We start from the raw sequence: 21,083 nt of genomic DNA, 5'->3' as shown, positions 1-21,083 counted from the left end.
CTCAATGGAAGGACCATAAATGACGAATTCGAACCAGCCCACGCCGGCGCAGCAGCTGATCGGCAACTTCGCCCCCAAACTGGTGTCGCTGACCGACGACGTCCTCTTCGGCGACATCTGGACCAGAGCCGATCTCACCCCCCGCGATCGCAGCCTGATCACCTGTGCCGCCCTGATTACCAACGGCAGTACCGAGCAACTACGCAGTCATCTCACGCGGGCCGTCGCCAACGGCGTCAAGCAGTCGGAGTTGAAGGAGACAATTGTCCACCTCGCCTTCTACGCGGGGTGGCCTCGCGCAATCTCGGCGATCACCCTCGCCCGGGAACTATTCGATACAGCCGAAACTCAGCTCTGATCGACTGTCGAACTTGTCGGCCCTCACTAACCAACCGTCCGTCACGTCTCGGGGTTCGCAGCACAGGGATGGGTGCGCGGGGCAACGCGAGGGGAGGGCTGTCAGTACCTGGATATATCAGCGAATGGGGAGAACGCTCGACCGTAGTTGAGCTTCGTCGCCAGGAATCCCCGGATCGAGGCAGCACGACCGTCTCGTTACGGCGAAGTACCCCGGTATGGCGTCCAGGCGCCGGAAAGGAAGGCAAACCCGATGGCTGAAGAAGACAAGGCCCAGGCCGCGTTCGACAGCTTTGTTGCGTTATGGACCACCGGAACGACCGCTGGACGGCGGGCACCGGTGTTGCGGCGACCCGGCGAGGTCGGACTGGACTACGATGACGTGACATTCCCGTCGACGGACGGTGTGCCGCTCGAAGGTTGGTTCATTCCCGCGGACTCCGACAAGCTGATCATCCACAATCATTTCCTGCCGGGCAACCGGTACGGATACCCCGGTCATCTCCCGGAGTTCGGTGGATTCGGGGGTTTCGAGATCAACTTCTTGCCCGAGTACAAAGCATTGCACGACGCCGGCTACAACATCCTGGCCTACGATATCCGCAACCACGGCCTCAGCGGACAGGGTAACGGCGGCATCGTCGGTATCGGCTTGCTCGAGTATCGCGACGTCATCGGATCCCTGCACTACGCCGCCTCTCGGCCGGACACCGAGAAGATGAAAAAGGTTCTGCTGTCGGTCTGCCTCGGCGCCGACTCCACCGCAGTGGCCTGGTCCAAGCACCCGAACGAGTTCTCCGATATCCAGGCGATGGTCATGCTGCAGCCAGTTTCCGCCAAGTACGTCGTCGAGGAGTTCGTCAAAGGCGTCGGCATGGCCGATGGCTACGAGAAGTTCGACAAGGCTGTGCACGAGCGGACCGGGTTCCACCTTGCCGAGCAATCACCGCTCGAGCACGTCAAGGCCGTCACCGTCCCCACACTCGTTGCGCAGGTCCACCACGACACCATGACACGCCCAGAAGACGTCCAATCGATCTACGACGCGCTTCCCGTGGACGACAAAGAGTTGCACTGGATCGAAGGCACCGACCGCCGCTTCGATGGCTACAACTACTTCGGCATCCACCCCGAAGTAGCGATCGATTGGTTCGACAAGCACCTCAAGTGACCCGGCACGCGGCCGCTCTGGGATCGCCCTGCACACGCACAAACTCTGCGGGCTAGGGCCTTCCCCGGGCATGCCGGATTCTCACCGCGGCAACCCCCAGGAGCAGATGAAAGAAGACTCTCCATGAGCACGGACAACGTTGCACCGACCAACCTCTTACCGCGGCTCCCGAAATGCCCAGCGAATGCCCCGAGAGGCGTGGACTCACATCGTCATTTGGCGGAAAGAATCAGGCACGCTTACGGTTCGATGCCAGCGTCGTCCAATATGTGAAGTAGGTCAGCGAGAAGTGCGTCAGCCTCGTCCTCGATGTCGTCGAGGATGTCGGTAACGTCCATCAGTTGCGAGTGGGCGACGCGACGTGCGGTGATGCCGCGGTCGTAATATTCGTCGTCCAGCTCGACGTCCGCGATCTCGACTGATGTCCCCAGCGGTCGATCGGTGTGAACAGCGACCGTTCGTCCCGGCGCGGGGCTTCGGCGAACAGGGAGAGGTCCGCGCCGTCGCGGTCGAGGCGCTGGGCGAGCAGCTGGGTGCTCGGGTAGCGATCGAGGAACCCGAGCACCTCGACCCGCACGACCAACGCGCCGTTCTCGGCGGTGAGGTCGGTGCGATGCAACCGTGCGATGCCCTCACCGCAGGACGCGGCCGCCCGCCCGCCGCTTTACTGCCTGCTCAGATTCCATCCCGTCACACCCTCGGGTTCTCGGCGGAAAGTGCTCACTCAGGGGCCGGAGCGGACCGGGGGAGCGGGCGGACTCCGCCGATCCGGCGCGCGTGTCCCGCGACCGTCGCCCGGATGAGAGCGCACACACAGCCCACCGGACCCGACGGAACACCACCGGTCGGGCTGGGCAAGTCCGTTCCTGCCGCCGAGCTGGCCGAGGAATTCCTCGCCCCGAGCAGTGTCCGCCGCCCTCGCTGACGGGGTGAGATCTCGACCAGTAGTATCATGGGAGTTGTTGCGAAACATAGTTTTGCGCTGTTCAGTTGACGTAATAACTGTTATCGACGAATCGCATCCCACCTGGTACCTGCCCAAACATATTGGGCAACACCATATTCCAACGCCAGCCAGCGGTACGTGCTTCAGATGACCGATCTTCAGGACTCCGACATCGAAGAAATCTTGCGCTTGATCACACCCCTGCTGAAGTCGTTGATCGACCCGCAACGCAGCTGAGATGGTCGCGTCCCGACGCTGACCTCGCGCACACCCATCACGAATACCGGAGGAGCGGGCCGCTGCCGAGTCTCCCCATGAAGGGGACGGGCGAAGTTCACGATGCTGCGCCGAAGGTTCGCCCGGCTCGTCCGCAGGAACAATGTTTCCGTTTGGGGTGTTGCGGCCGGGCGGTCATGCGCGCACTGCGGCCAGCGGTCCGACCGGCGAACTCGATGCGTCGGCACCGGCGACGAGGCGCTGGCCGGGGGCCTGCTCGCGTGGCTGCGCGGCGATCCCGCTCCGAATCCGGCAGCTGCCGCCACTTCATGATTTGGCGGAGCGCCGGATTCGGAGGGAGTGACATTCATTCGTATTGGGTGACTGCGGTTTTACTGGTGCACCGACAGGTCGCCGACGGTGCGGAAGGTGACCTCGGCTCAGTCCACCACAGTCACGGGGGAGCCGGACGGTCGCGGGGTCGAGACATTCGCGCCGGTGTGCAGTCGTTCGATCCGGGTGTTCGGGTTGGGCAGGGCCAGGAAGCTACCGGCGACGAGCAGGGTGAGGACGGTCACGATGAGCAGTGCGGGTCGATAGCTGTCGGCCTGATCGGCTACTGCGCCGACCCACAACGGTGCTATCGCTCCTCCGATCACGAAGGCGGCGTAGGGACCTGCATAGGCGCGCCCGAATGCAGCCATACCGAAGTATCGGGAAGTGAAGAACCCCAGCATGTCCAGTTCGGCGCCCAGCATGCATCCCACGGCCACCGCTGCCACAGGGGCGAGTGCGACGCCGCCGAAGGCGAAGGCGAGGACGCCGAGGGTGCAGAGGCCGCACAGGGAGGCGGCGACGACCTGCGGGCGGAAGACGTCGAACAGAAAACCGACCACCAAGCGGCTGACGATGACGGAGATTCCCATGAGTGAGGCGATCAACGCCGCCGTGCTTGCGCTCGTCCCGGCCTGCCGCAACATCGGTACGAGGTGTGGAACGAGCCCGGTGAACGCCACCGACATCAAGCCGAAGGTGCCGATCAACTGCCAGAACAGGCGATCTCGGCGAATCACCGCGAAGCTCGGACCTTCCGGCTCCGGCGCAGAAGTGCTGTGTCCGTCGTCCACAGTGGATGTAGTGGTGGTGGTGTCGGAGTCGCTGGGTGGGGCACTACGCAGTAGAAGCAGCGTGGGTAGTGTTCCGACCGCTGCGGCGCAGGCCAGGACGATGTAGGCGGTCTGCCAGCCGTGTGCACCGATGACGGAGCTGATCGCGATCGGGACGAGGGCTCCCGCCAGGCCCATTCCCATCATGGTGATTCCCAGAGCGAAACCTCGGGCGCGGTCGAACCAGCTGCTGACCGCGCGGGTGAAGGCTATCGGGCCGGACCCTGCGCCGAAGAAGCCGATCAGCGCCATCGCTGTCATGTACGCCGGGACCGAATGGACGGCAGTTCCGAGCAGGACGAATCCCGCGGCCAGGCATACCGCGCTGGTAATTGTGGGGATCTTGACACCGAACCTGTCGACGGCGTACCCGATTACTGGGACCGCTGCCGCCATACCCAACGTCAGTAGTGAGTACGCGAGCCCGTATGTGGTGCGGGTGAGCCCGAACTCCCGGCCGAGATCGTTGACGAACAGACCTGCCGAGTAGATGGCGAGTCCGGAAACTCCCAGGCCGACACCCAAGGTGGCAGCCAGCAGGGTCGGCCACCCTCGCCGAAACTCGGCCTTTCGTGACATAGACAAGGTTCATGCTCCTTCATGCATCGGCGGCGACGTGAAGTTCCTCTCGTCCCGCCTGAACACCACTGTGAGGACTATCACTCTCGCCTACCCGGGTGTATCCAGGAAGTGCCCGTTCACGATAAGCATTATTCGTCTGGTGGATATACCCTCACCGGTTGGTCCATCGGCCGAGTATCCGCTGTTGCGACACCCTGGCCTCCTGGATCAGGGCGCTGTGGTCGAGCAGGGTGGGCCGGCCGTCGGCCTTGACGAACGTGCCGGCGACCAGGACCGAGTCGACGTTTCCTTCATGGGCTGCGAGGACCACCGCGGCGACCGGGTCGAGAACGGGAGCCAGATTGACGTCGGTGGCGCGGATGAGGACGATGTCAGCCTGTTTACCGGGGGTGAGGGTACCGATGCGATTGTCCAGCCCCACCGCTCGCGCTCCCTCGATGGTGGCGAATTCGAGCACGTCTCGCAGCCCCAAGTCCACCGCAGGAGTGGGCACGGTCGAGTGTCCCCCACCGCGCCACGACCGGTAATAGGCGTAGAGCAAACGCATTTGGGTGAACATGTCCGCCGAGCACTTGGTTTCGGTATCTCCGCTCAAACTGGGACGTATGCCTGCGGCGAGCATGCGATCGAGTGGGATGTCGCCGATTCCTTGCGAGTTCATCTCGCAGTGGACTCCGAGCGATACGGTAGCCCCCGCCGCGGCGATCATCGCCAACTCCTCGTCCGTGCAGCGGCAGCAGTGCACGAAGGTCATGTCGTCGGCGAGCAGACCTGCCTTTTCGTACTGGGTGACGGCGCGGTGTGCCGCGTTGTGGGGATACGCACCGACGTGAACGGAGGTGCGGAGACCGAGGTCGCGGGCGAGCTGCAGGTCGTCGCGCCAGATTCCGGGGAGTGTCATCTCGGGGCCGCGGGCGGCCATAGCCAGTGTCAACAGCGGGCGGTCGCCGGCGAAGTATTGCTTCTGCAGTCGTTCGATGTCGATGGGGTGAGGTAGTGCGCTCTGGTGGGTCCAACGGTCGTCGGCGGTGAGCGGCCAGCCGTGGCCGAAGACGGCTCGGATGCCCGACTCGGCCAGCCCACAGATCGCCGCATCGGAATGTTCGGCGGAGTTCTGGATGTGTGACCAGTCGACGAGGGTGGTCGTGCCGGCATTGAGCGCGGAGGCTGCACCCATCAGCGTGCCGATATGCACGTCGTCCGGTTCGTAGGCGGCTCCGATGCCCTTCAATACCTCGGCGAAGTACTGCAAGGGATTCATCTCGGCATAGCCGTGGCGAATGGCGCTCTGCCAGGTATGACGGTGGGTGTCGACGAAGCCGGGGAGGGCGATCATTCCGGTGGCATCGACCGTCGTGGTTGCGTCCACCTCGATGTGGGGGGCGATCGCCGAGATGGTGTCGCCGTCGATGAGGATGTCGGCCTGCTCGAGGTCGCCGAGTTCGGGATCAAGGGTGATCACTGTCGCCCCGCGTAACACGGTGCGGCGATCCGCGGGTGCGCTCGCGCCGTCGGCCCCATGTCCGCCGCGTGCTGGGTTCATGGTCATTGCTGACTCCTCCTCGAATAGGTGCTGCAACCAACCCCGGACTCGGCTGGCTGCGGGCATCGATAGAGTTCGTCGATCGCAGTCACCGCCGATGGGGTCAGGGCCCTCAGTGTCGATTTCGTGGGGCTATTTGTGAACGCCGCTATTCGTATAGTGGGCATCCATGAGCTCGATACCGAAAGCGAGTCGAACCCGCGCACGACTCGATCTCAACCTGATCGTCGCGCTCGAAGCGCTGTTGCGTGAGCGCAGCGTCAGTCGCGCTGCGACCGAGGTGGGGCTGAGCCAGCCCGCGATGAGTGCCGCGTTGGCCCGCCTACGCCGATACTTCAGCGATCCTCTTCTCGCCAGAGTGGGTAACACGTATCAGCTGACCCCGCTGGCGCAACGTCTGGTCGGGCGAACGACGGTGGCGATGTCAGCGGTCGAGCGGGTGCTCGACACCGAGCCGGGACTCGAGGTGGAAAAGACGACGCGCGAGTTCACCTTGATCGTCTCCGGCTACGTGCTGGCCACGGTGGGCCGGGCGATCTCCGAGCATCTGCTGACGCGGGCACCGCTCGCCCGTCTCAGCTTCGTGGAGCTGAGACCGGAAGTCGTCAATCGCCTCTCCGATCAACTCCGCACCGCGGACCTGGCAATCGTTCCGCGCGGATTCGTCACCGATCTGCCCTCGGTGGATCTGTTCACCGATCCGTGGGTGTGCCTGGTAGCACAGGACAATCCCGACGTGGGGGCGACCATCGATGCGGAGCAGCTTCGTCGCAGTCCGTGGGCGGTCTTTCAGACCGACCCCCGGTCGCCCAACACCCCATTGCATCAAGTCAAGGCTCAGGGCATCGACCCGCACGTGCAGGTCGTCGGCGAGAACTACCTGGCGCTGCCGCACTTCCTCGCGGGAACCGACCGGGTGGCCCTCGCCCCGATCCGGTTAGCCCACATGCTTGTTCGCGACCGCGGAGTTCGCATCGTCGACACGCCGTTGACGCTGGCACCACTACGGCAAGCCGTGTGGTGGCACCCGATGAACAACTCCGATCCGGAGCTGCTCTGGCTGCGCTCTCTGGTCCTCGACGCCGCACGATCTACCGCACCTGCGGACGGGCCGCCCGAGAACGGCCCGAACAGCTGAACACGTGCCCCGACCTCGGGGTTGGTCGGAGTGCGGCACCCTGGCGGGCGCAACACGGGTATTCGTGTCGTGGATACGCCGCATACTGAACATGGCATTCCCAGATAGGTAACCTTCCGGCATCGTGAGATCCATCACTTGCTCGCACACTCTCGCATCGGCAGGTCGGTTGCCACGACCTCCGCCTGCGCGTCCGGAAAGGCCATGCGCATGTCCCCCCAAGTTGTTGTCGTCGGTGGCGGTCCGTCGGGACTGACTGTTGCTACCGAACTCGCCCGCGCAGGCGTCGATGTAGTCGTCTTGGAACGCCGGACCGAACCGGTGAAGTCTCGCGCAGGCACTGTCCTGCCGCGGGTACTCGAACTGCTCGACGCACGAGGCTTGGCCGAAAAGTTCATCGAGCGAGCCGAGAAGATCCGCCCCAACCCGCTCATCCCGGTCCATATCTGGGGTGGAATGCAGCCGGTGGAGTGGCGCCACCTCGGCTCCCGGTTCGGCTTCCGACTTATCCTGCCGCAGAACGACACCGAAGAACTTCTCCTGGAGGAGGCTCGTCGGCTGGGAGTCGATGTTCGGCACGGTGTGCACGTCGACGCCATTGCACAGCGCGAAGACCTCGTGACTGTGACCGCGACATCGGAGGCGACCGGGCGGACCGAAGAGATCTCGGCGACCTACCTGGTCGGCGCCGACGGTGCCCGCAGTGTGGTTCGATCCGCACTCGGCATCGACTTCGAGGGGCACGGACCGACCTTCACCGGAATCGTCGCCGACCTACGCATGAACCGCCCCTGGCCCGAGGCACGTCGCATGGTCGACAACGCGAAAGGGTGGATCAGCTCGTTCCCGTTCGGAGAGAACCAGACCCTCACCCGATTCACCATCGTGCATGCCGAACGCCGCCATGCCCCCCAGTCCGAACCCGTCACGGCAGACGAGGTGCGCCAGTGCATCGCCGACATCCTCGACGTCGACATCCCCTTCGACGATCTGGCATGGGCGTCGCGTTACACCGACACCCTGAAGATCGCCACGTCCTTCCAACAGGGCAACGCCTTCCTGGTCGGTGAATCCGCACGCATCCACTACCCGGCCAGTGGAGTCGGGATGAACTTCTGCATGCAAGATGCGTTCAACCTGGGATGGAAACTGGCCGCCGTGATCAACGGAGACGCGGGCCGTGACCTGCTGAGCACCTATCAGTCCGAGCGGCGACCCGTCGCCGAAGCACTGCTGCGCAGTGTGCAGGCTCAATGCGCAATCCAATTCGACTTCACCGACGACGGCATCGCCCTCAAACGACTGTTTCAGCGCACCATCCTCCCGATTCCGGAGGTCAATCGCCAACTCGCCCTCGACCTCAACGGGCTGGCCTTCCCGTATCCCTGTGCTCCGGACAGCCACCCGATGACCGGTCACCGCTCCCCCGATTTGGACCTGCAAACCGGCGCCGGCCTACGCCGAATGGGAGAACTGTTGCGCGGGCAGACATTCGTACTCATCGACTGCACCGGTGCGCAGACCTACGCGCAGATGGACCAGACGGGTCCTCTGCTGCGCACGTACTCAGCGCACGTGGTGCTGACCCCACCCGAATTGCTGGGTGTGCGCAGTCTGTTGATCCGCCCAGATGGGTACATCGCTTGGGCCAGTACCGAACCGCCGGCGATCGAAGATGCCCAACTCGCCCTCAAGTACGCCCTCGGTATGCCCCGATGAACGAATCGCAGACGCCGACGACACCCGGTTCCGCGACTAGCGACCGGATGCCGATGCCACCCGCCGAGGAACTCTCCGCAGAGCAACAGGCCGCAGCGCATCGCGTCGCCGCCGGCCCTCGGGGAGCGGTGTTCGGGCCCTTCGTTCCGCTGCTGCGTAGTCCACAAGCGATGGAGCACCTGCAGCACCTCGGCGCCTACCTTCGGTTCGAGAGCCCCTTGCCGAACAAGATCTTCGAGATGCTCGTCCTGCTGGTGGCTCGGGAGTGGGATCAAGACTTCGAATGGGCCTATCATCTTCCGCTCGCCCGCGGCGCGGGACTGTCCGACGAGGCGATCGACGCCCTTGTACAGCGTTCGGTACCTCCCGATCTCACGCCGGCGGAGGAATCGGCATACGAGATCGTTCTCGAACTTTTTGCCGACAAGACCGTCTCCGACGCGACCTTCAATCGCGGCATCGAGATGCTCGGACCGCAGTCCGTCACCGACGTCGTAGTCACCGCCGGGTACTACTCGACTTTGGCCATGGTGATGAACATGGCTCGAACACCTCCTCCGGTATAGACCTCGCTTTCCGGTGTGTATCGCCGGCGGGCACCGACTTCTCACATCTGACTGCCATCCAGCCGCGTCCGAGACTGTGATGGCCCGACTCCACCACCATCGACCAGGGAGACCGAAGAATCTCATGCGTATCGCCAACATCGACGGCCGCGCCGCACTCGTGATCGGAGACGAGGGCGCCGAGCGAGGCGTCGACCTCGCCCGCGCCTCGCACGGCCGCTTCGGCCCCGATCTGCCCGCCGTGTATCAGGCCTGGGACGACGTCACCGGATGGGTCGCCGGACAGGACCTCGCTGTGCTGGCCGACGACGGCTTCCCGATCGACCGGTCCCTGCTCGGGGCCCCCTCACCGGCGCCGCGGCAGGTCTTCGCGGTCGGTCTGAACTACCACGCCCACGCCGCCGAATCCGGGTTCGAATCCCCCACCCACCTGCCGCCGGTCTTCACCAAATACGCCTCGTCCTTCACCGGACCCGACACCGACGTGATCATCCCCGCCGGCGGCAACGTCGACTGGGAGGTGGAGTTGGTGGCCGTGATCGGCCGGGAAGCATCCGGGATCGACGACGCCGACGCCTGGGCGCACGTCGCCGGACTGACTGTGGGACAGGATATTTCCGAACGCGTGTCACAGCTCCGCGGACCGGCGCCGCAATTCGGGCTCGGCAAGTCCTTCGCCGGCTTCTCCCCGCAGGGTCCGTGGTTGGTCACCCCGGACGAGTTCGCGAACCCCGACGACCTCGAACTCGGCTGCACCATCGACGGCGACCAGGTGCAGAAGGGACGCACACGCGACCTGATCTTCCCGGTCTCGAAGCTGATCGCCGCCCTCTCCCGCACCGTCACCCTCTACCCCGGCGACGTGATCTTCACCGGCACCCCCGCCGGGGTCGGCGTCGGCCGCGACCCGCAACGGTTCCTGCAGGCCGGCGAAAAGCTCGACAGCTGGATCGAGGGAATCGGTCAGCTGCACCAGCGTTTCGTCGCCGACCCCTACGCAAAGTAGAGGGCACCGCTCATGGCACTACACGGACTGGGCAAGGTCACCGTCGGCGTCCCCAACGTCGACGAGACCGTCGCCTACTACACCGACTTCGGACTCGAGCACCGCGGGCGCGGGGTGTTCGCCACCCGCAACGGCGGCGAACAACTCGAGATCGTCCACGCACCCACCCGGCGGCTGGTCGAACTGACCGTCGCTGCCGACGACCCCGACGACATCGCCGCGATCACAACGCGACTGAACGGGTTGGGGCTGACCGCCGACCAGGACGGCACCTCGGTGCGGGCCGTCGAACCCGTCACCGGCACTCTGGTGCGGGTACAGGTCCGGCCCCGGATCGTCATCGAACCCGCCGTACCCGCAACCCCGTACAACGGGCCCGGCCGGATCGACCGCTGGGGCCGTGCCCCATTCCTGACCCGCACCGCCCCGGTGCGCCCCCGCAAACTCGGACACGCGGTGATCGGATCCACCGACCTCGAGGCCACCATGAAGTTCTTCACCGACGGCCTCGGGTTCAAGGTCTCCGACTACATGGGCGACAAGGCCGCATTCCTGCGCTGCTCCGTCGAGCACCACAACGTCCTCGTCATGGCCGCACCGGTGAACTTCATGCACCACACCAGCTGGCAGGTCGACGACATCGACGAGGTCGGCCGCGGCGCCCACACCATGCTCGACGGCAATCCGGAACGCCACATCTGGGGCCTCGGCCGCCATTACGCCGGCGCGAATTTCTTCTGGTACCTCAAGGACCCGGCGGGGAACTTCTCCGAGTACTACTCGGACATGGACACCGTTCCCGAGGACGAACTCTGGTCCCCGGAGGTGCTCCACGGACTCCAAGGCCTCTACGCGTGGGGACCACCGCCCCCACCGTCGTTCCTCGAACCCGACGACCTCGCCGCCCTCATGACCGGAGCCCACTCCACCCAATCATGACCACGCTTCGGGGCCGGAGCAGCGCCAGAAACACCAGAAAGGGCAGCGGTCGTATGCACGCCGTCAGAGTTATCAAAGACCTCGAATACGCCACCACACCGGGCGGACCGTTGACCCTGGACATCTACCGCTCCGAATCGGATCGACCCGTTCCGACAGTGCTCTACCTCCACGGGGGAGGATGGGAAGGTGGAGACAAGGCCGACAACGCCGACGAACGATTGAGGCCTCTCGCCGAAATGGGTGTAGCCGTGGTCTCGGTCAACTATCGGCTCGCGCCCGGGGTTCGCTACCCGGCGCAGATGCACGATGTCAAAGCCGCGCTGCGGTGGTTGCGAGCAGAAGGCAGCGACCACGACTTGCAGGTGGAACGAATCGGGATCTGGGGGGCGTCCGCGGGCGGGTACCTCGCTATCATGGCGGGACTGAGCGCCGGCAATGCGGCACTCGAGGGTACCGTCGGCAGTCACCTCGACCAGTCCAGTGCAGTACAAGCGGTAGTCACGTGGTTCTCCCCCACCGACCTGCTCGGCAGCACCCGACGCACACGGCTCGAGTCCCTGATCCTGAACCGTCCACCCGCTGTCCACGCATTGTTCGGTCGCACCCAGATCACAGGAGACGATGCCGAGGTCCGCTCGGCCAGTCCCATGGAGAACGTCCACGCCGCAGCCCCACCGTTCCTGATCGCCCACGGCGACCTGGACCGCATCGTCCCGGCATCCGACAGCCACGACCTCTTCAAGGCACTCGCCCGACGGGGAGTCGACGTCACCTACGCCGCGGTGGGATGCGCGGGACACGAGGATCCTCGATTCGACGCCGAACCGAACCTGGCGATCACGGCGGCATGGCTGAAAGCGCAATTGTCGCCGCGTACCCTCCCGGAAGCGGGTCATACCGCCTCCCCACCGGCCGAACCTGGGCAATCAAGTGCGCCGGACTGACGGGGGCCGACATCACCACCCCGCGGGTAGCCCCGTTCCGATCGGACGACACGCGGGAGCCGTGCACGCAGGACACCCCGACGCCACCGCCCGGGAAACGGACGCGTCCGGACGAGCATGTTCGTTGCGCTCGTGTCCTATTGGGCGCGATGACGTTTTACGACCCGGCAGTCACGGTGGGATCACCACGTGACTGTCGGACCGACGCTGAACCTCTTCGCGATCGCACGCTTCCTCCGAGGAGAGGCACAGGGGGATGAGATGCAAGCATCGTTGATCATCGAAACGTCCAAAGAAGAATATTGCCGAAGTATCTCTACAGATTGGAATGCGCATGGCTGAGACTCCCTACCCCACACTCTTCTCCCCTGTGAAGTTGGGGTCGCTCAATCTATCGAATCGGGTCGTCTCGACTTCGCATTCCGCCGATGTGGCTGCTTTCCGTCCGGGCGTCTCCGCGCAGCCCTTCATCGACTACACCGAGCGACGTGCTCGAGGCGGCGCCGGCTTGATCATCCTGCAGGCGCTGCAGGTGCATCGATCGGCAGGGAAGAATCCAGCCATTGACCGCCGGGATATGCACGACAAGCTCTCCGCACTGGCCGAGGTGTGCCATCGGCATGGCACGCCGGTCATCCAGCAACTGTTGCACTCGGGGGCTGCGTACCCGTCCGATACGAACCCTCTGCTCCATGCGTTGTGGTCGTTCAGCGGGACCCTCTCTTCCAGCGGCGAGGAGGTCGCTCATGAGATGAGTGCCGACGAGATCGAGCAGGTCGTTGCCGCATTTGCCGATGCTGCTGAGCTGGCCGTCGAGGCCGGCCTGGACGGCGTCGAACTGAACGCGACGCACGGGTACCTGATCCAGCAGTCTTTCACGCCGGCCTACAACCGACGCACGGACGAGTGGGGGGATCCCATGCAGTTCGTGACCGCGATCATTCAGGCGATTCGGGAGCGAGTCGGGCGCGGACCGGCGCTGGGAGTGCGAATCTCAGCAGACGACTTTCTGGCACCGGAGGACGGAGGACTGGGTCCGAAGGGGCTGCAAGAGGTCGTTCGATCCCTCAGCGGCACCGGCCTGGTGGACTACTTCAACCAGTCCGAAGGCTCGCGGGCGTCCCACTATGCCCGGTCGATCGCCGACTACCGTCATCCCCATGGAGAGTTTCTGCCTCTCGCCAGGGAACTGCGGACAGCGTGTGAGGGCCTACCTCTCATCGGAACCGGAAGGATCACCACCCCCGAACTGGCTGAAACGGCTCTCGCAGCCGGAGATTGCGACTTGGTCGCCCTCACCCGCGCCCAGATCGCAGACGCTGATTTCGTCGCCAAGGCGCGCAGCGGAGAATCTGACCGAATCAGGCCGTGCGTCGGCGCAAATCAGGGTTGCATCGACCGAAGTATCGCCGGCATGGCCATCACCTGCTTCCACAATCCCGATGTCCTTCGAGAACATGAAGTGGAACAGGCCCTGGCCGAGCAGGGGCAGGGCACCGTGCTGGTCGTAGGCGGTGGCCCCGCCGGTCTCAAGGCGGCCGAGTTCGCCGCGCGAAAGGGCCGCCGGGTGGTTCTCGCAGAGCGCTCCGACGAGCTGGGCGGACTGCTGCGAGTCGCCGGGTACGGTGCCAAGCGCGAACTGGTGGGCGCAGTCGATTGGCTGGCTCGCGAGATCGAACGTCTCGAGGTGGATATCCGGCTCGGCGTCGAGGTCGACGAAGACTTCGCCGCCCAGGTGGGGGCAGACGTCGTGGTCCTCGCGACCGGTGCACGCTGCGACACTGAGCCGCTCCTCGTCGGATCGACCGACCGGTCCGTGCGGTGCCTCGGGGTGGCGGACGCGATGGGCGCGGACGTAGCGGGTCAACAAGTCGTGATCTACGACCGGCTCGGAAATGACGAGGCGTATACGGTTGCCGAACGCCTCACCGACAACGGCGCCGTTGTCACTGTCATGACCCCGCTCGCCACGATCGGTGCCAACATCGGCTTCACTCACCTCGAAGGCTTGCGCAGGAGACTGCATGGGTCGGGTACGCGGCAACTCACCGACATGGAATTCACCGGGGTGCGCAACGGGGAAGTGCTCGGCCGACACACGATGTCGGGTCAGACCACGGCCGTCCCGGCGGACCTTCTCGTCGCTGCAGTCCCGCGAGTTCCGAATGTGGAGCTCACGAAAGGCCTTCGGGCTCAGGGCGCACGCGTCCTCATAGCCGGCGATGCCTACGCTCCACGCTCGGCGATGCATGCTTTCCGCGAGGGCGCCGATGTGGGCGCAAGTGTCTGAGGGTTCACCCTCACAACGGTTTACGGTAGCGACAGCTACCTGACACAAGGAGGACATCATGGGAAAGCTCGACGGGAAGACCGCCTTCATCACGGGCATAGCCCGCGGACAGGGGCGAAGCCACGCGCTTCGTTTAGCAGAAGAAGGAGCCAACATCATCGGGGTCGATATCTGCTCGGATATCGAAGCCATCCCCTATCCCCTGGCGACAAAGGAAGACCTCGAGACCACCGTCAAGGCGGTCGAATCGAGGGGCCGCCGCGTCTTCGCCGCGGTGGCCGACGTGCGTGACGAGGCGGGACTCGCCCGGGCCCTCGCGGAAGGTGTCGACGCTATCGGCCCAGTCGACATCGTGCTTGCGAACGCCGGCGTCTTGCCTATGGCGCTGAACCAACCTCACGATGCCTGGCAGGTGTGCATCGACGTGAACTTGACGGGGGTCTTCAACACCATCGAGACCGTGATCCCGTCGATGATCGACCGCGGTCAGGGGGGATCCATTGTGATCACCAGTTCGACCGCCGGCCTCAAGGGCGTCAGCGGTCCGTCGCGAGGTGGTATGGCCTACGTTGCATCCAAACATGCAGTGGTCGGCCTGATGCGCTCGTACGCCCGCGACTTGGCCCCGCATTGGATCCGCGTGAACACCGTACACCCGACGGGTATTGCGACTCCCATGGTGACGAGCGACGCCTTCCAGGAATTCTGGCTCAAGGATCCGTCCTTCCCCAAGACGTCCAAGGCACTTCCCATCGACATGGTCGAGGAAATTGACGTCTCTCATGCGATCGCGTGGTTGGTTTCCGACGAAGCTCGGTACATCACAGGTGTGACCCTGCCCGTTGATGGCGGATTCAACGTCGTGAACTAGAGCCGCCCGAAAGCACTACCGCGCAGCGACGCACTGCACTCACCACCTGGGCGATCGGCCCAATCGCTCTCCAAGCGACGATCAGTCCAACGCTGACTACTAACGATCCGGAGCGATAGCTTATGAAGCCGTCTTCCACCGCCAACTCGGGAGCCGAGCTCTCTACGGTCGATCGCGTTGTGGTGGAAAGTGAATTATCTGCAACGCTCCATCGATATTGTCGGGGGCTCGACCGTCGGGACTCCCGCCTTCTCGACGGGATCTTCTGGCCGGACTCCACTGTCCGCTACTCGAGCGCCGACGACATCTCCGGCCCCGACTTCGTTTCGCAAATCCTGCCCACCTTTGAACGCCGCGGGATCGAGATGACGCATCACATGATCGGCAACGTCTTGACGCGGATTTGGGCGCACGTCGCCTACTCGGAGTCCTACCTTCGTGCATTTCACCGTGTCGTACCGCCTGGAAAGCAGCCGTATGACCTGATCATTGGTGGTCGATTTCAGGATCGCTTCGAGCAACGCAACGGAGATTGGAAGATTGCCCGCCGCGTCCTCGTGTTCGACTGGTTCCGAGAGTGTGCGGACGCCGCAGATTGGACGGTTGAGCCACGCGCATCGGATCTGAATTTCACGACAGCGGTGATCGGAAGTCCTGGACGCGGTCCGTGGTCCGAGTTCGAGGACCTGATGAGTGGCGTTCACCACTCGGCCCGAGAGACCGCTCTGGAGGCGGAAGCATCTCATGGGTCGTGACTCCGGCACGACACCTCGGCGAACCGAGGACGAGAGGAAGCCGTCCGGATCAGACTCCATGTCGCGCCAGCGGGTATCCCGCCTGCGCGACATGGGGCCATCAACCACTCCTAGTGCTGCGGGAGGTAGGTACCTTGACAGTCGGTGCGAGGACAACTGGCGATCCCCGAATATCCCTCGGAACCCGCAGTTCCGAGGCCTCCCATGTACGATCAGAGGTAAAATCCCGTGAACGGTAGTGAATCTCGCCAATGGCGTCAGAGGCGCCGCGCCGGTTGGATGGAAACCAACCGCAACCGGACCCATCCTGACAGCGAGGCGGAGCGCCTCATAGGGTTCGCCAGCATGTGGGTGCCGTACGGGGGTGCTTCCGAGGAGGAAATCCTTCTGCAGTTCGGGATGACGCGGCGCCGGTTCCTCGAGCGATTGTGGCAGGTCATCCCTGAGTCGACCTGCTCCGAAGTCGAGATACACAGTTTGGTGGACGCCTACCGCGCCTCGGCGCGGTTCCTCCCACCTCCCGTAAACCCGCGACGATTTGTTACGTAGACTTTGCATGTCAGTTGACGGCCAACGGTCTTCGAGAACATGCGAGACATCAGTGTAAGTACCCCCAAGCAGGACAAAATGTGGAACAGCCTTAACGACAATGACATCCTCGATTTTGCGCTGCTCTGGGATCCGCTTGGAGGGCCAACTCCGGAAAGCGTTGCGAACGCCTTCTCAATCGATATGAGCGAATACAACTACAGGCTCCGAGACGCCGCGAGGTTTCAGTTGGCCCGACTCGAGCAAGGCACCACCTCTCCCGGGTGCATTTATGGGCTGCCGGCACTTGCAGCGCTCGCACATGATCTCAGCAATGCGCGGCGTCGGACATCACCCGATCTTAAGTTGGGTGACCGGTGACAACTCGACCGCCAAACTTACCCCACGCTGCACTAGTGTCCCGCGTCAGAAATTCGTGAGATATATTTGGCGAGGGAATCGAGGATCTCCTCGGCGGTCTTGTGCCAGACGAACGGCTTCGGGTCGTCGTTCCAGGTCTTGATCCAGTTGCGAACGTCTTTCTCCAGTGCTGCAACGCTTTTGTGTACACCACGGCGGAGCAGCTGATCGGTCAGGAATGCGAACCATCGCTCGACCTGATTGATCCACGAGGACCCGGTCGGGGTGAAGTGGACGTGAAAACGTGGGTGCTTGGCCAACCAGTCGCCCACTGCCGGCGTCTTGTGGGTGGCCAGGTTGTCGCAGACGAGATGCACGTCCAACTCGTCGGGGACGGCCTTGTCGATCGCGGTGAGGAACTTCTTGAACTCCACGGCCCGGTGACGTCGATGAAGCTCGGAGATCACCGTGCCGTCGGCGATGTTGAACGCCGCGAACAGGCTGGTGACGCCGCTGCGGGCGTAGTCATGACTGCGCCGTTCCGGCATGCCCGGCATCATCGGCAGCACCGGCTGGGAACGGTTCAAGGCCTGCATCTGACTCTTCTCGTCCACACAGAGGATAACGGCATGCTCGGGCGGATTATGGTAAAGGCCAACAACATCGACGACCTTGTCCACGAACTGCGGATCCGTGGAAAGCTTGAACCCGTCGGTCAGATGCGGTTTGAGTTCGAACTTGCGCCAGATCCGGCCGATCGTCGACGGTGACAGGCCGGTGCGCTTGGCCATCGAGGTACGCGACCAGTGCGTCGCATTGGCCGGGGTGGTTTCCAGCGTCGCGGTGACCACGTCTTCGACCCGGTCCAGCAAGATCGAGGGCGGACGACCCGGTCGAGGTTCGTCGACCAAGCCGTCGAGGCGTCGGTCGACGAAGCGCCCGCGCCATTTGTTGACCGTGTTAGCGGATATCCCCAGGTCTGCCGCGACTTGCTTGTTGGTCATCCCCGGCTCCGCGCAGGCCAACACGATCCGCGACCTCAGTGCCAACGATTGTGGGGTTTTCGCTCGCCGCGACCATCGAACGAGTTGTTCGCGTTCGTTATCGGTCAACATCAACTCCGCCTTCGGGCGTCCGGTTCGAGGCATGCCTCAGGATATCAAGTTAAAGCACGAATTTATGGCGTACGACACTAGTGTCCCGCGTCAGAAATTCGTGAGATATATTTGGCGAGGGAATCCAGGCTCTCCTCAGCGGTCTTGTGCCACGAACGGCTTCGGGACGGTCAGAACGCTCCTCCGGGCGCGAAACGCCGCGATGAGTTTCTACAGCAGTCACCCCGCACAAGCCGTCCGATTCAGCAGATCTGACGCGGTCGGCGCTCTATCTGATGTCTGGCTCGGTTCAGTGAATCTGATGCAAGGCCGGTCGGAGCTTCGTTATGGGACCTTCGGCGCTCCGCTGGCAAGTGCTCATGACTGCATATCGCGTGCACGACAGGTACTCGCCTCCTACGTTGCACGCCGGAGAACTGGTCCGGCACGGCAGCCAGACCCTCTCTGCCCGACCGCTCCCACTCGGTCCGGAAGGGCGTCGCCGCACGATGCCCTCTGTCACCTATACCTCTATGCGAGAACCGATCATCACCGTTCGGTCGCCCGGCAGGCCGAAGTGCTCGGCGGCATCGGCCGTGATATACGACGTGGCGATGAACAGCCGCTTGCGCCACGGCGCCATCGTCGGTGCCGTCCCCTTCTTCAGCTCGATCCGCGACAAGAAGTAGGACGCGTCTTCCAGCGCGATCGGCCCTTCGGCCTGCCCGGGATCGAGCAACCGCAGCACGCCCGGGACATTCGGCGATTCCATATAGCCGAAGTAGGCGGTTACATGGAAGATCCCGTCTTCGCCATAACCGAGATCATCGACCGCCGTTCGGTCCTCATCGGGTATTCGCGGCACCGGCAGCGTATTGATCGACATGATCACCACGTTTTCGTGCAGTACGAGATTGTGCCTGACGTTGGCCCGCATCGCCAAGGGCGCAGTCTCTTTGCCGCGGTTGAGGAACACCGCAGTGCCCGGTACCCGCTGCAGCTGCGGCCGGCGATCGTGCAGTTGGTCGACGAACGCACGCAGTGATCCCTCCGCCTCCTCCCGCGCGCGGCTGATGATTCCCCGCCCCCGCTGCCATGTGGTCATCACGATGAACGCCAGGACGGCAATCGACAGCGGCAGCCAAGCTCCGTGCATCAGTTTGGTCACGTTTGCGGCCAGGAACACCAGGTCGATCGTCAACAACACACCCGCGCCGGGTACAACAAGCCACAGGGGCGTGCGCCACCGCGTCCGAGCGATGTAGAAGAACAGCAGCGTCGTGATCGTGATCGTCCCGGTCACCGTCATGCCGTACGCATAGGCCAGCGCGGACGAGCTACGAAATGCCAACACCAGCGTGAGCACCGACACCATCAGCATCCAGTTGATCCATGGCACGTAGATCTGGCCGATCGTCGACTCCGAGGTGTGCACCACCCGCAATCTCGGCAGGTAACCGAGCTGAGCGGCCTGCGCGGCCACCGAATAGGCGCCGGTGATCACCGCTTGGGAGGCGATCACCGTTGCCGCGGTGGCCAGCAAAACCATCGGCAACCGCGCCCATTCGGGAGGCAGCAGGAAGAACGGGCTCGTCACGGCGGTCTTGTCGCCGAGAATCAGGGCACCCTGACCGAAGTAGGAAAGTACGCATGCCGGCAGCACGAGCATCAGCCAAGCACGGGCGATCGCCGGCCGACCGAAGTGGCCCATGTCGGCGTACACCGCCTCGGCACCGGTGACCGCCAGCACGACCGCGGCCAGCGCGAAGAAGGCGATCCCGAAGTGTCCGAACATGAAAGTCAACGCGTAGGTCGGAGACAGGGCCTTGAGAATTTCCGGGTGCCGGGCGATGCCCCTGACACCGCAGGCGCCGATCGACACGAACCAGATGATCATCACCGGCCCGAAGAACCGTCCCACCGTGGCCGTGCCTCGGCGCTGGACGGAGAACAGCAACACGATGATCACGGCGGTGGCCGGAACCACCAGCTCTGCCAGCTTCGGCTCCACGACTTTGACGCCTTCGACCGCGGAAAGCACCGAGATCGCCGGGGTGATCATGCTGTCCCCGAAGAACAGCGCGGCACCGAAGATCCCGAGCCCGGCGAGCGCTGCGGCCGTGCGACCACTCCGATTCCCGCCCCAGCGACGTAGCAACGTGATCAGGGCCATGACCCCGCCCTCACCGTCGTTGTCGGCGCGCGTCACCAGCAAGACGTAGGTGACCGTAATGACGATCATCACCGACCAGAAGATCAGCGACACTACGCCGTACACGAAGTTCGTATTGATCGGCACCGGGTGTGGATCATCCGGGTCGAACACCGTCGCAATGGTGTAGATCGGGCTGGTCCCCAGGTCACCGAACACCACACCGAGCGCGCCGACGACAGCGGCCGCCCTAACCGCTTCCCGGCGTCCCGGTGCGTGGCTAGGCGGAGCTTCGGACTCAGTAGGCACAGCATCTCCTCGCTTGCGGATCCACGTCCTATCGTGCTCTTTCTTGAACGATCTCGGCCGGAAACACCGGCGTTCGGCAGCAGGCGGTCCAACATCTGCCCCTGGGCTTGACCTGAGACCGAGGTCAACTTCATAAATGTGAGGTGCATCACGGAATTCAGGCGGCCGTTCGGTGACAGGCACCGCCAAGGTGAGGACCATCGGCGTGCCACCGCGGTCGCCCGCTCGTCCGGACGTGCGAGCGCGTGGGCATGCGGCGAAAATGGTGAAGCGCATGGCCCGTCCGCTGCTCATGAAGGAATCGCCCTCGGTTCACCGCACAAGAATCTGGCACTTGACGGCGTTGGCCTGGTCGAGTGAAGTTTGTGCTTCGGCATACGACACCGAACCCACCACGTCCGAGCTCCCGAGCGTCAACGGAACGGTCA

Annotated in this window: 17 protein-coding genes; 12 read left to right on the top strand and 5 right to left on the bottom strand. The window is 63.8% G+C overall.

The features are described from left to right. The first annotated feature begins 19 nt into the window (after positions 1–19). Together H0B43_RS18890 and H0B43_RS18885 are read left to right on the top strand one after the other, a co-directional pair. A complete protein-coding gene (locus tag H0B43_RS18890; RefSeq protein ID WP_185726535.1) occupies positions 20–358 on the top strand; it encodes a carboxymuconolactone decarboxylase family protein in 339 nt (112 codons plus the stop codon). A 252-nt stretch (positions 359–610) separates the two neighbouring features. Then, on the top strand, positions 611–1,528 hold the full coding sequence (locus tag H0B43_RS18885; protein ID WP_185729900.1) for a S9 family peptidase: 918 nt from the start codon (positions 611–613) through the stop codon (positions 1,526–1,528). Between the two features lie 337 nt (positions 1,529–1,865). Here H0B43_RS18885 and H0B43_RS18880 read toward each other — a convergent pair whose 3' ends face one another. Beyond that, the gene (locus H0B43_RS18880) at positions 1,866–2,147 is read right to left on the bottom strand and encodes a hypothetical protein (RefSeq protein WP_252189763.1); all 282 of its coding nucleotides are present in this window, start codon (positions 2,145–2,147) and stop codon (positions 1,866–1,868) included. 180 nt (positions 2,148–2,327) lie between these two features. On the opposite strand from H0B43_RS18880, the gene H0B43_RS42535 reads away from it, so the two are divergent. Next, positions 2,328–2,453, top strand: a complete 126-nt coding sequence (locus H0B43_RS42535; protein WP_282555435.1) for a hypothetical protein — start codon at positions 2,328–2,330, stop codon at positions 2,451–2,453. 677 nt (positions 2,454–3,130) lie between these two features. Here H0B43_RS42535 and H0B43_RS18875 read toward each other — a convergent pair. Together H0B43_RS18875 and H0B43_RS18870 are read right to left on the bottom strand one after the other, a co-directional pair. Beyond that, the gene (locus tag H0B43_RS18875; RefSeq protein WP_185729901.1) at positions 3,131–4,435 is read right to left on the bottom strand and encodes an MFS transporter; all 1,305 of its coding nucleotides are present in this window, start codon (positions 4,433–4,435) and stop codon (positions 3,131–3,133) included. A 154-nt stretch (positions 4,436–4,589) separates the two neighbouring features. After that, the gene (locus H0B43_RS18870; RefSeq protein ID WP_252189764.1) at positions 4,590–5,987 is read right to left on the bottom strand and encodes an amidohydrolase family protein; all 1,398 of its coding nucleotides are present in this window, start codon (positions 5,985–5,987) and stop codon (positions 4,590–4,592) included. A gap of 163 nt (positions 5,988–6,150) precedes the next feature. Here H0B43_RS18870 and H0B43_RS18865 point away from each other — a divergent pair, with 163 nt between their 5' ends. From H0B43_RS18865 to H0B43_RS18825, 9 genes are all read left to right on the top strand, one after another. Further along, positions 6,151–7,119: a LysR family transcriptional regulator gene (locus tag H0B43_RS18865; RefSeq protein ID WP_185726536.1), complete on the top strand. Its 969-nt coding sequence runs from the start codon at positions 6,151–6,153 to the stop codon at positions 7,117–7,119. 210 nt (positions 7,120–7,329) lie between these two features. Then, the gene (locus H0B43_RS18860) at positions 7,330–8,838 is read left to right on the top strand and encodes an FAD-dependent oxidoreductase (RefSeq protein WP_185726537.1); all 1,509 of its coding nucleotides are present in this window, start codon (positions 7,330–7,332) and stop codon (positions 8,836–8,838) included. Then, on the top strand, positions 8,835–9,404 hold the full coding sequence (locus H0B43_RS18855) for a carboxymuconolactone decarboxylase family protein (RefSeq protein WP_185726538.1): 570 nt from the start codon (positions 8,835–8,837) through the stop codon (positions 9,402–9,404). Before H0B43_RS18860 ends, H0B43_RS18855 begins: the two co-directional genes overlap by 4 nt. Positions 9,405–9,528: 124 nt before the next feature. Beyond that, entirely contained in the window at positions 9,529–10,410 is an 882-nt protein-coding gene (locus H0B43_RS18850; protein WP_185726539.1) for a fumarylacetoacetate hydrolase family protein, read from the top strand. 12 nt (positions 10,411–10,422) lie between these two features. Beyond that, complete coding sequence (locus H0B43_RS18845) at positions 10,423–11,349, top strand: VOC family protein (RefSeq protein WP_185726540.1); 927 nt, start codon at positions 10,423–10,425, stop codon at positions 11,347–11,349. A gap of 53 nt (positions 11,350–11,402) precedes the next feature. Then, complete coding sequence (locus tag H0B43_RS18840) at positions 11,403–12,296, top strand: alpha/beta hydrolase (protein ID WP_185726541.1); 894 nt, start codon at positions 11,403–11,405, stop codon at positions 12,294–12,296. 328 nt (positions 12,297–12,624) lie between these two features. Further along, complete coding sequence (locus H0B43_RS18835; RefSeq protein ID WP_312037619.1) at positions 12,625–14,586, top strand: FAD-dependent oxidoreductase; 1,962 nt, start codon at positions 12,625–12,627, stop codon at positions 14,584–14,586. A gap of 58 nt (positions 14,587–14,644) precedes the next feature. Then, positions 14,645–15,457, top strand: a complete 813-nt coding sequence (locus H0B43_RS18830; RefSeq protein WP_185726543.1) for a mycofactocin-coupled SDR family oxidoreductase — start codon at positions 14,645–14,647, stop codon at positions 15,455–15,457. A gap of 122 nt (positions 15,458–15,579) precedes the next feature. After that, the gene (locus H0B43_RS18825) at positions 15,580–16,212 is read left to right on the top strand and encodes a nuclear transport factor 2 family protein (protein WP_185726544.1); all 633 of its coding nucleotides are present in this window, start codon (positions 15,580–15,582) and stop codon (positions 16,210–16,212) included. 941 nt (positions 16,213–17,153) lie between these two features. On the opposite strand, the gene H0B43_RS18820 is transcribed toward H0B43_RS18825, so the two are convergent. Next, the gene (locus H0B43_RS18820; protein ID WP_185726545.1) at positions 17,154–18,248 is read right to left on the bottom strand and encodes an IS630 family transposase; all 1,095 of its coding nucleotides are present in this window, start codon (positions 18,246–18,248) and stop codon (positions 17,154–17,156) included. A gap of 469 nt (positions 18,249–18,717) precedes the next feature. Further along, a complete protein-coding gene (locus H0B43_RS18815; RefSeq protein ID WP_312033703.1) occupies positions 18,718–20,568 on the bottom strand; it encodes a KUP/HAK/KT family potassium transporter in 1,851 nt (616 codons plus the stop codon). Between the last annotated feature and the right edge of the window lie 515 nt (positions 20,569–21,083).

The sequence above is a fragment of the Rhodococcus sp. 4CII genome (genome assembly GCF_014256275.1).
Classification (GTDB): domain Bacteria; phylum Actinomycetota; class Actinomycetes; order Mycobacteriales; family Mycobacteriaceae; genus Rhodococcus_F; species Rhodococcus_F wratislaviensis_A.
The sequence above is the reverse complement of the archived record's forward strand: the minus strand, read 5'-3'. Positions and strand labels throughout refer to the sequence as shown.

Excerpts from the sequence above, each read along its gene's own strand:
- H0B43_RS18890 (WP_185726535.1), top strand. The coding sequence starts at position 20 with ATGACGAATTCGAACCAGCCCACGCCGGCGCAGCAGCTGATCGGCAAC.
- H0B43_RS18885 (WP_185729900.1), top strand. The coding sequence starts at position 611 with ATGGCTGAAGAAGACAAGGCCCAGGCCGCGTTCGACAGCTTTGTTGCG.
- H0B43_RS42535 (WP_282555435.1), top strand. The coding sequence starts at position 2,328 with ATGAGAGCGCACACACAGCCCACCGGACCCGACGGAACACCACCGGTC.
- H0B43_RS18875 (WP_185729901.1), bottom strand. The coding sequence starts at position 4,435 with ATGTCACGAAAGGCCGAGTTTCGGCGAGGGTGGCCGACCCTGCTGGCT.
- H0B43_RS18870 (WP_252189764.1), bottom strand. The coding sequence starts at position 5,987 with ATGACCATGAACCCAGCACGCGGCGGACATGGGGCCGACGGCGCGAGC.
- H0B43_RS18865 (WP_185726536.1), top strand. The coding sequence starts at position 6,151 with ATGAGCTCGATACCGAAAGCGAGTCGAACCCGCGCACGACTCGATCTC.
- H0B43_RS18860 (WP_185726537.1), top strand. The coding sequence starts at position 7,330 with ATGTCCCCCCAAGTTGTTGTCGTCGGTGGCGGTCCGTCGGGACTGACT.
- H0B43_RS18855 (WP_185726538.1), top strand. The coding sequence starts at position 8,835 with ATGAACGAATCGCAGACGCCGACGACACCCGGTTCCGCGACTAGCGAC.
- H0B43_RS18850 (WP_185726539.1), top strand. The coding sequence starts at position 9,529 with ATGCGTATCGCCAACATCGACGGCCGCGCCGCACTCGTGATCGGAGAC.
- H0B43_RS18845 (WP_185726540.1), top strand. The coding sequence starts at position 10,423 with ATGGCACTACACGGACTGGGCAAGGTCACCGTCGGCGTCCCCAACGTC.
- H0B43_RS18840 (WP_185726541.1), top strand. The coding sequence starts at position 11,403 with ATGCACGCCGTCAGAGTTATCAAAGACCTCGAATACGCCACCACACCG.
- H0B43_RS18835 (WP_312037619.1), top strand. The coding sequence starts at position 12,625 with ATGCGCATGGCTGAGACTCCCTACCCCACACTCTTCTCCCCTGTGAAG.
- H0B43_RS18830 (WP_185726543.1), top strand. The coding sequence starts at position 14,645 with ATGGGAAAGCTCGACGGGAAGACCGCCTTCATCACGGGCATAGCCCGC.
- H0B43_RS18825 (WP_185726544.1), top strand. The coding sequence starts at position 15,580 with ATGAAGCCGTCTTCCACCGCCAACTCGGGAGCCGAGCTCTCTACGGTC.
- H0B43_RS18820 (WP_185726545.1), bottom strand. The coding sequence starts at position 18,248 with ATGCCTCGAACCGGACGCCCGAAGGCGGAGTTGATGTTGACCGATAAC.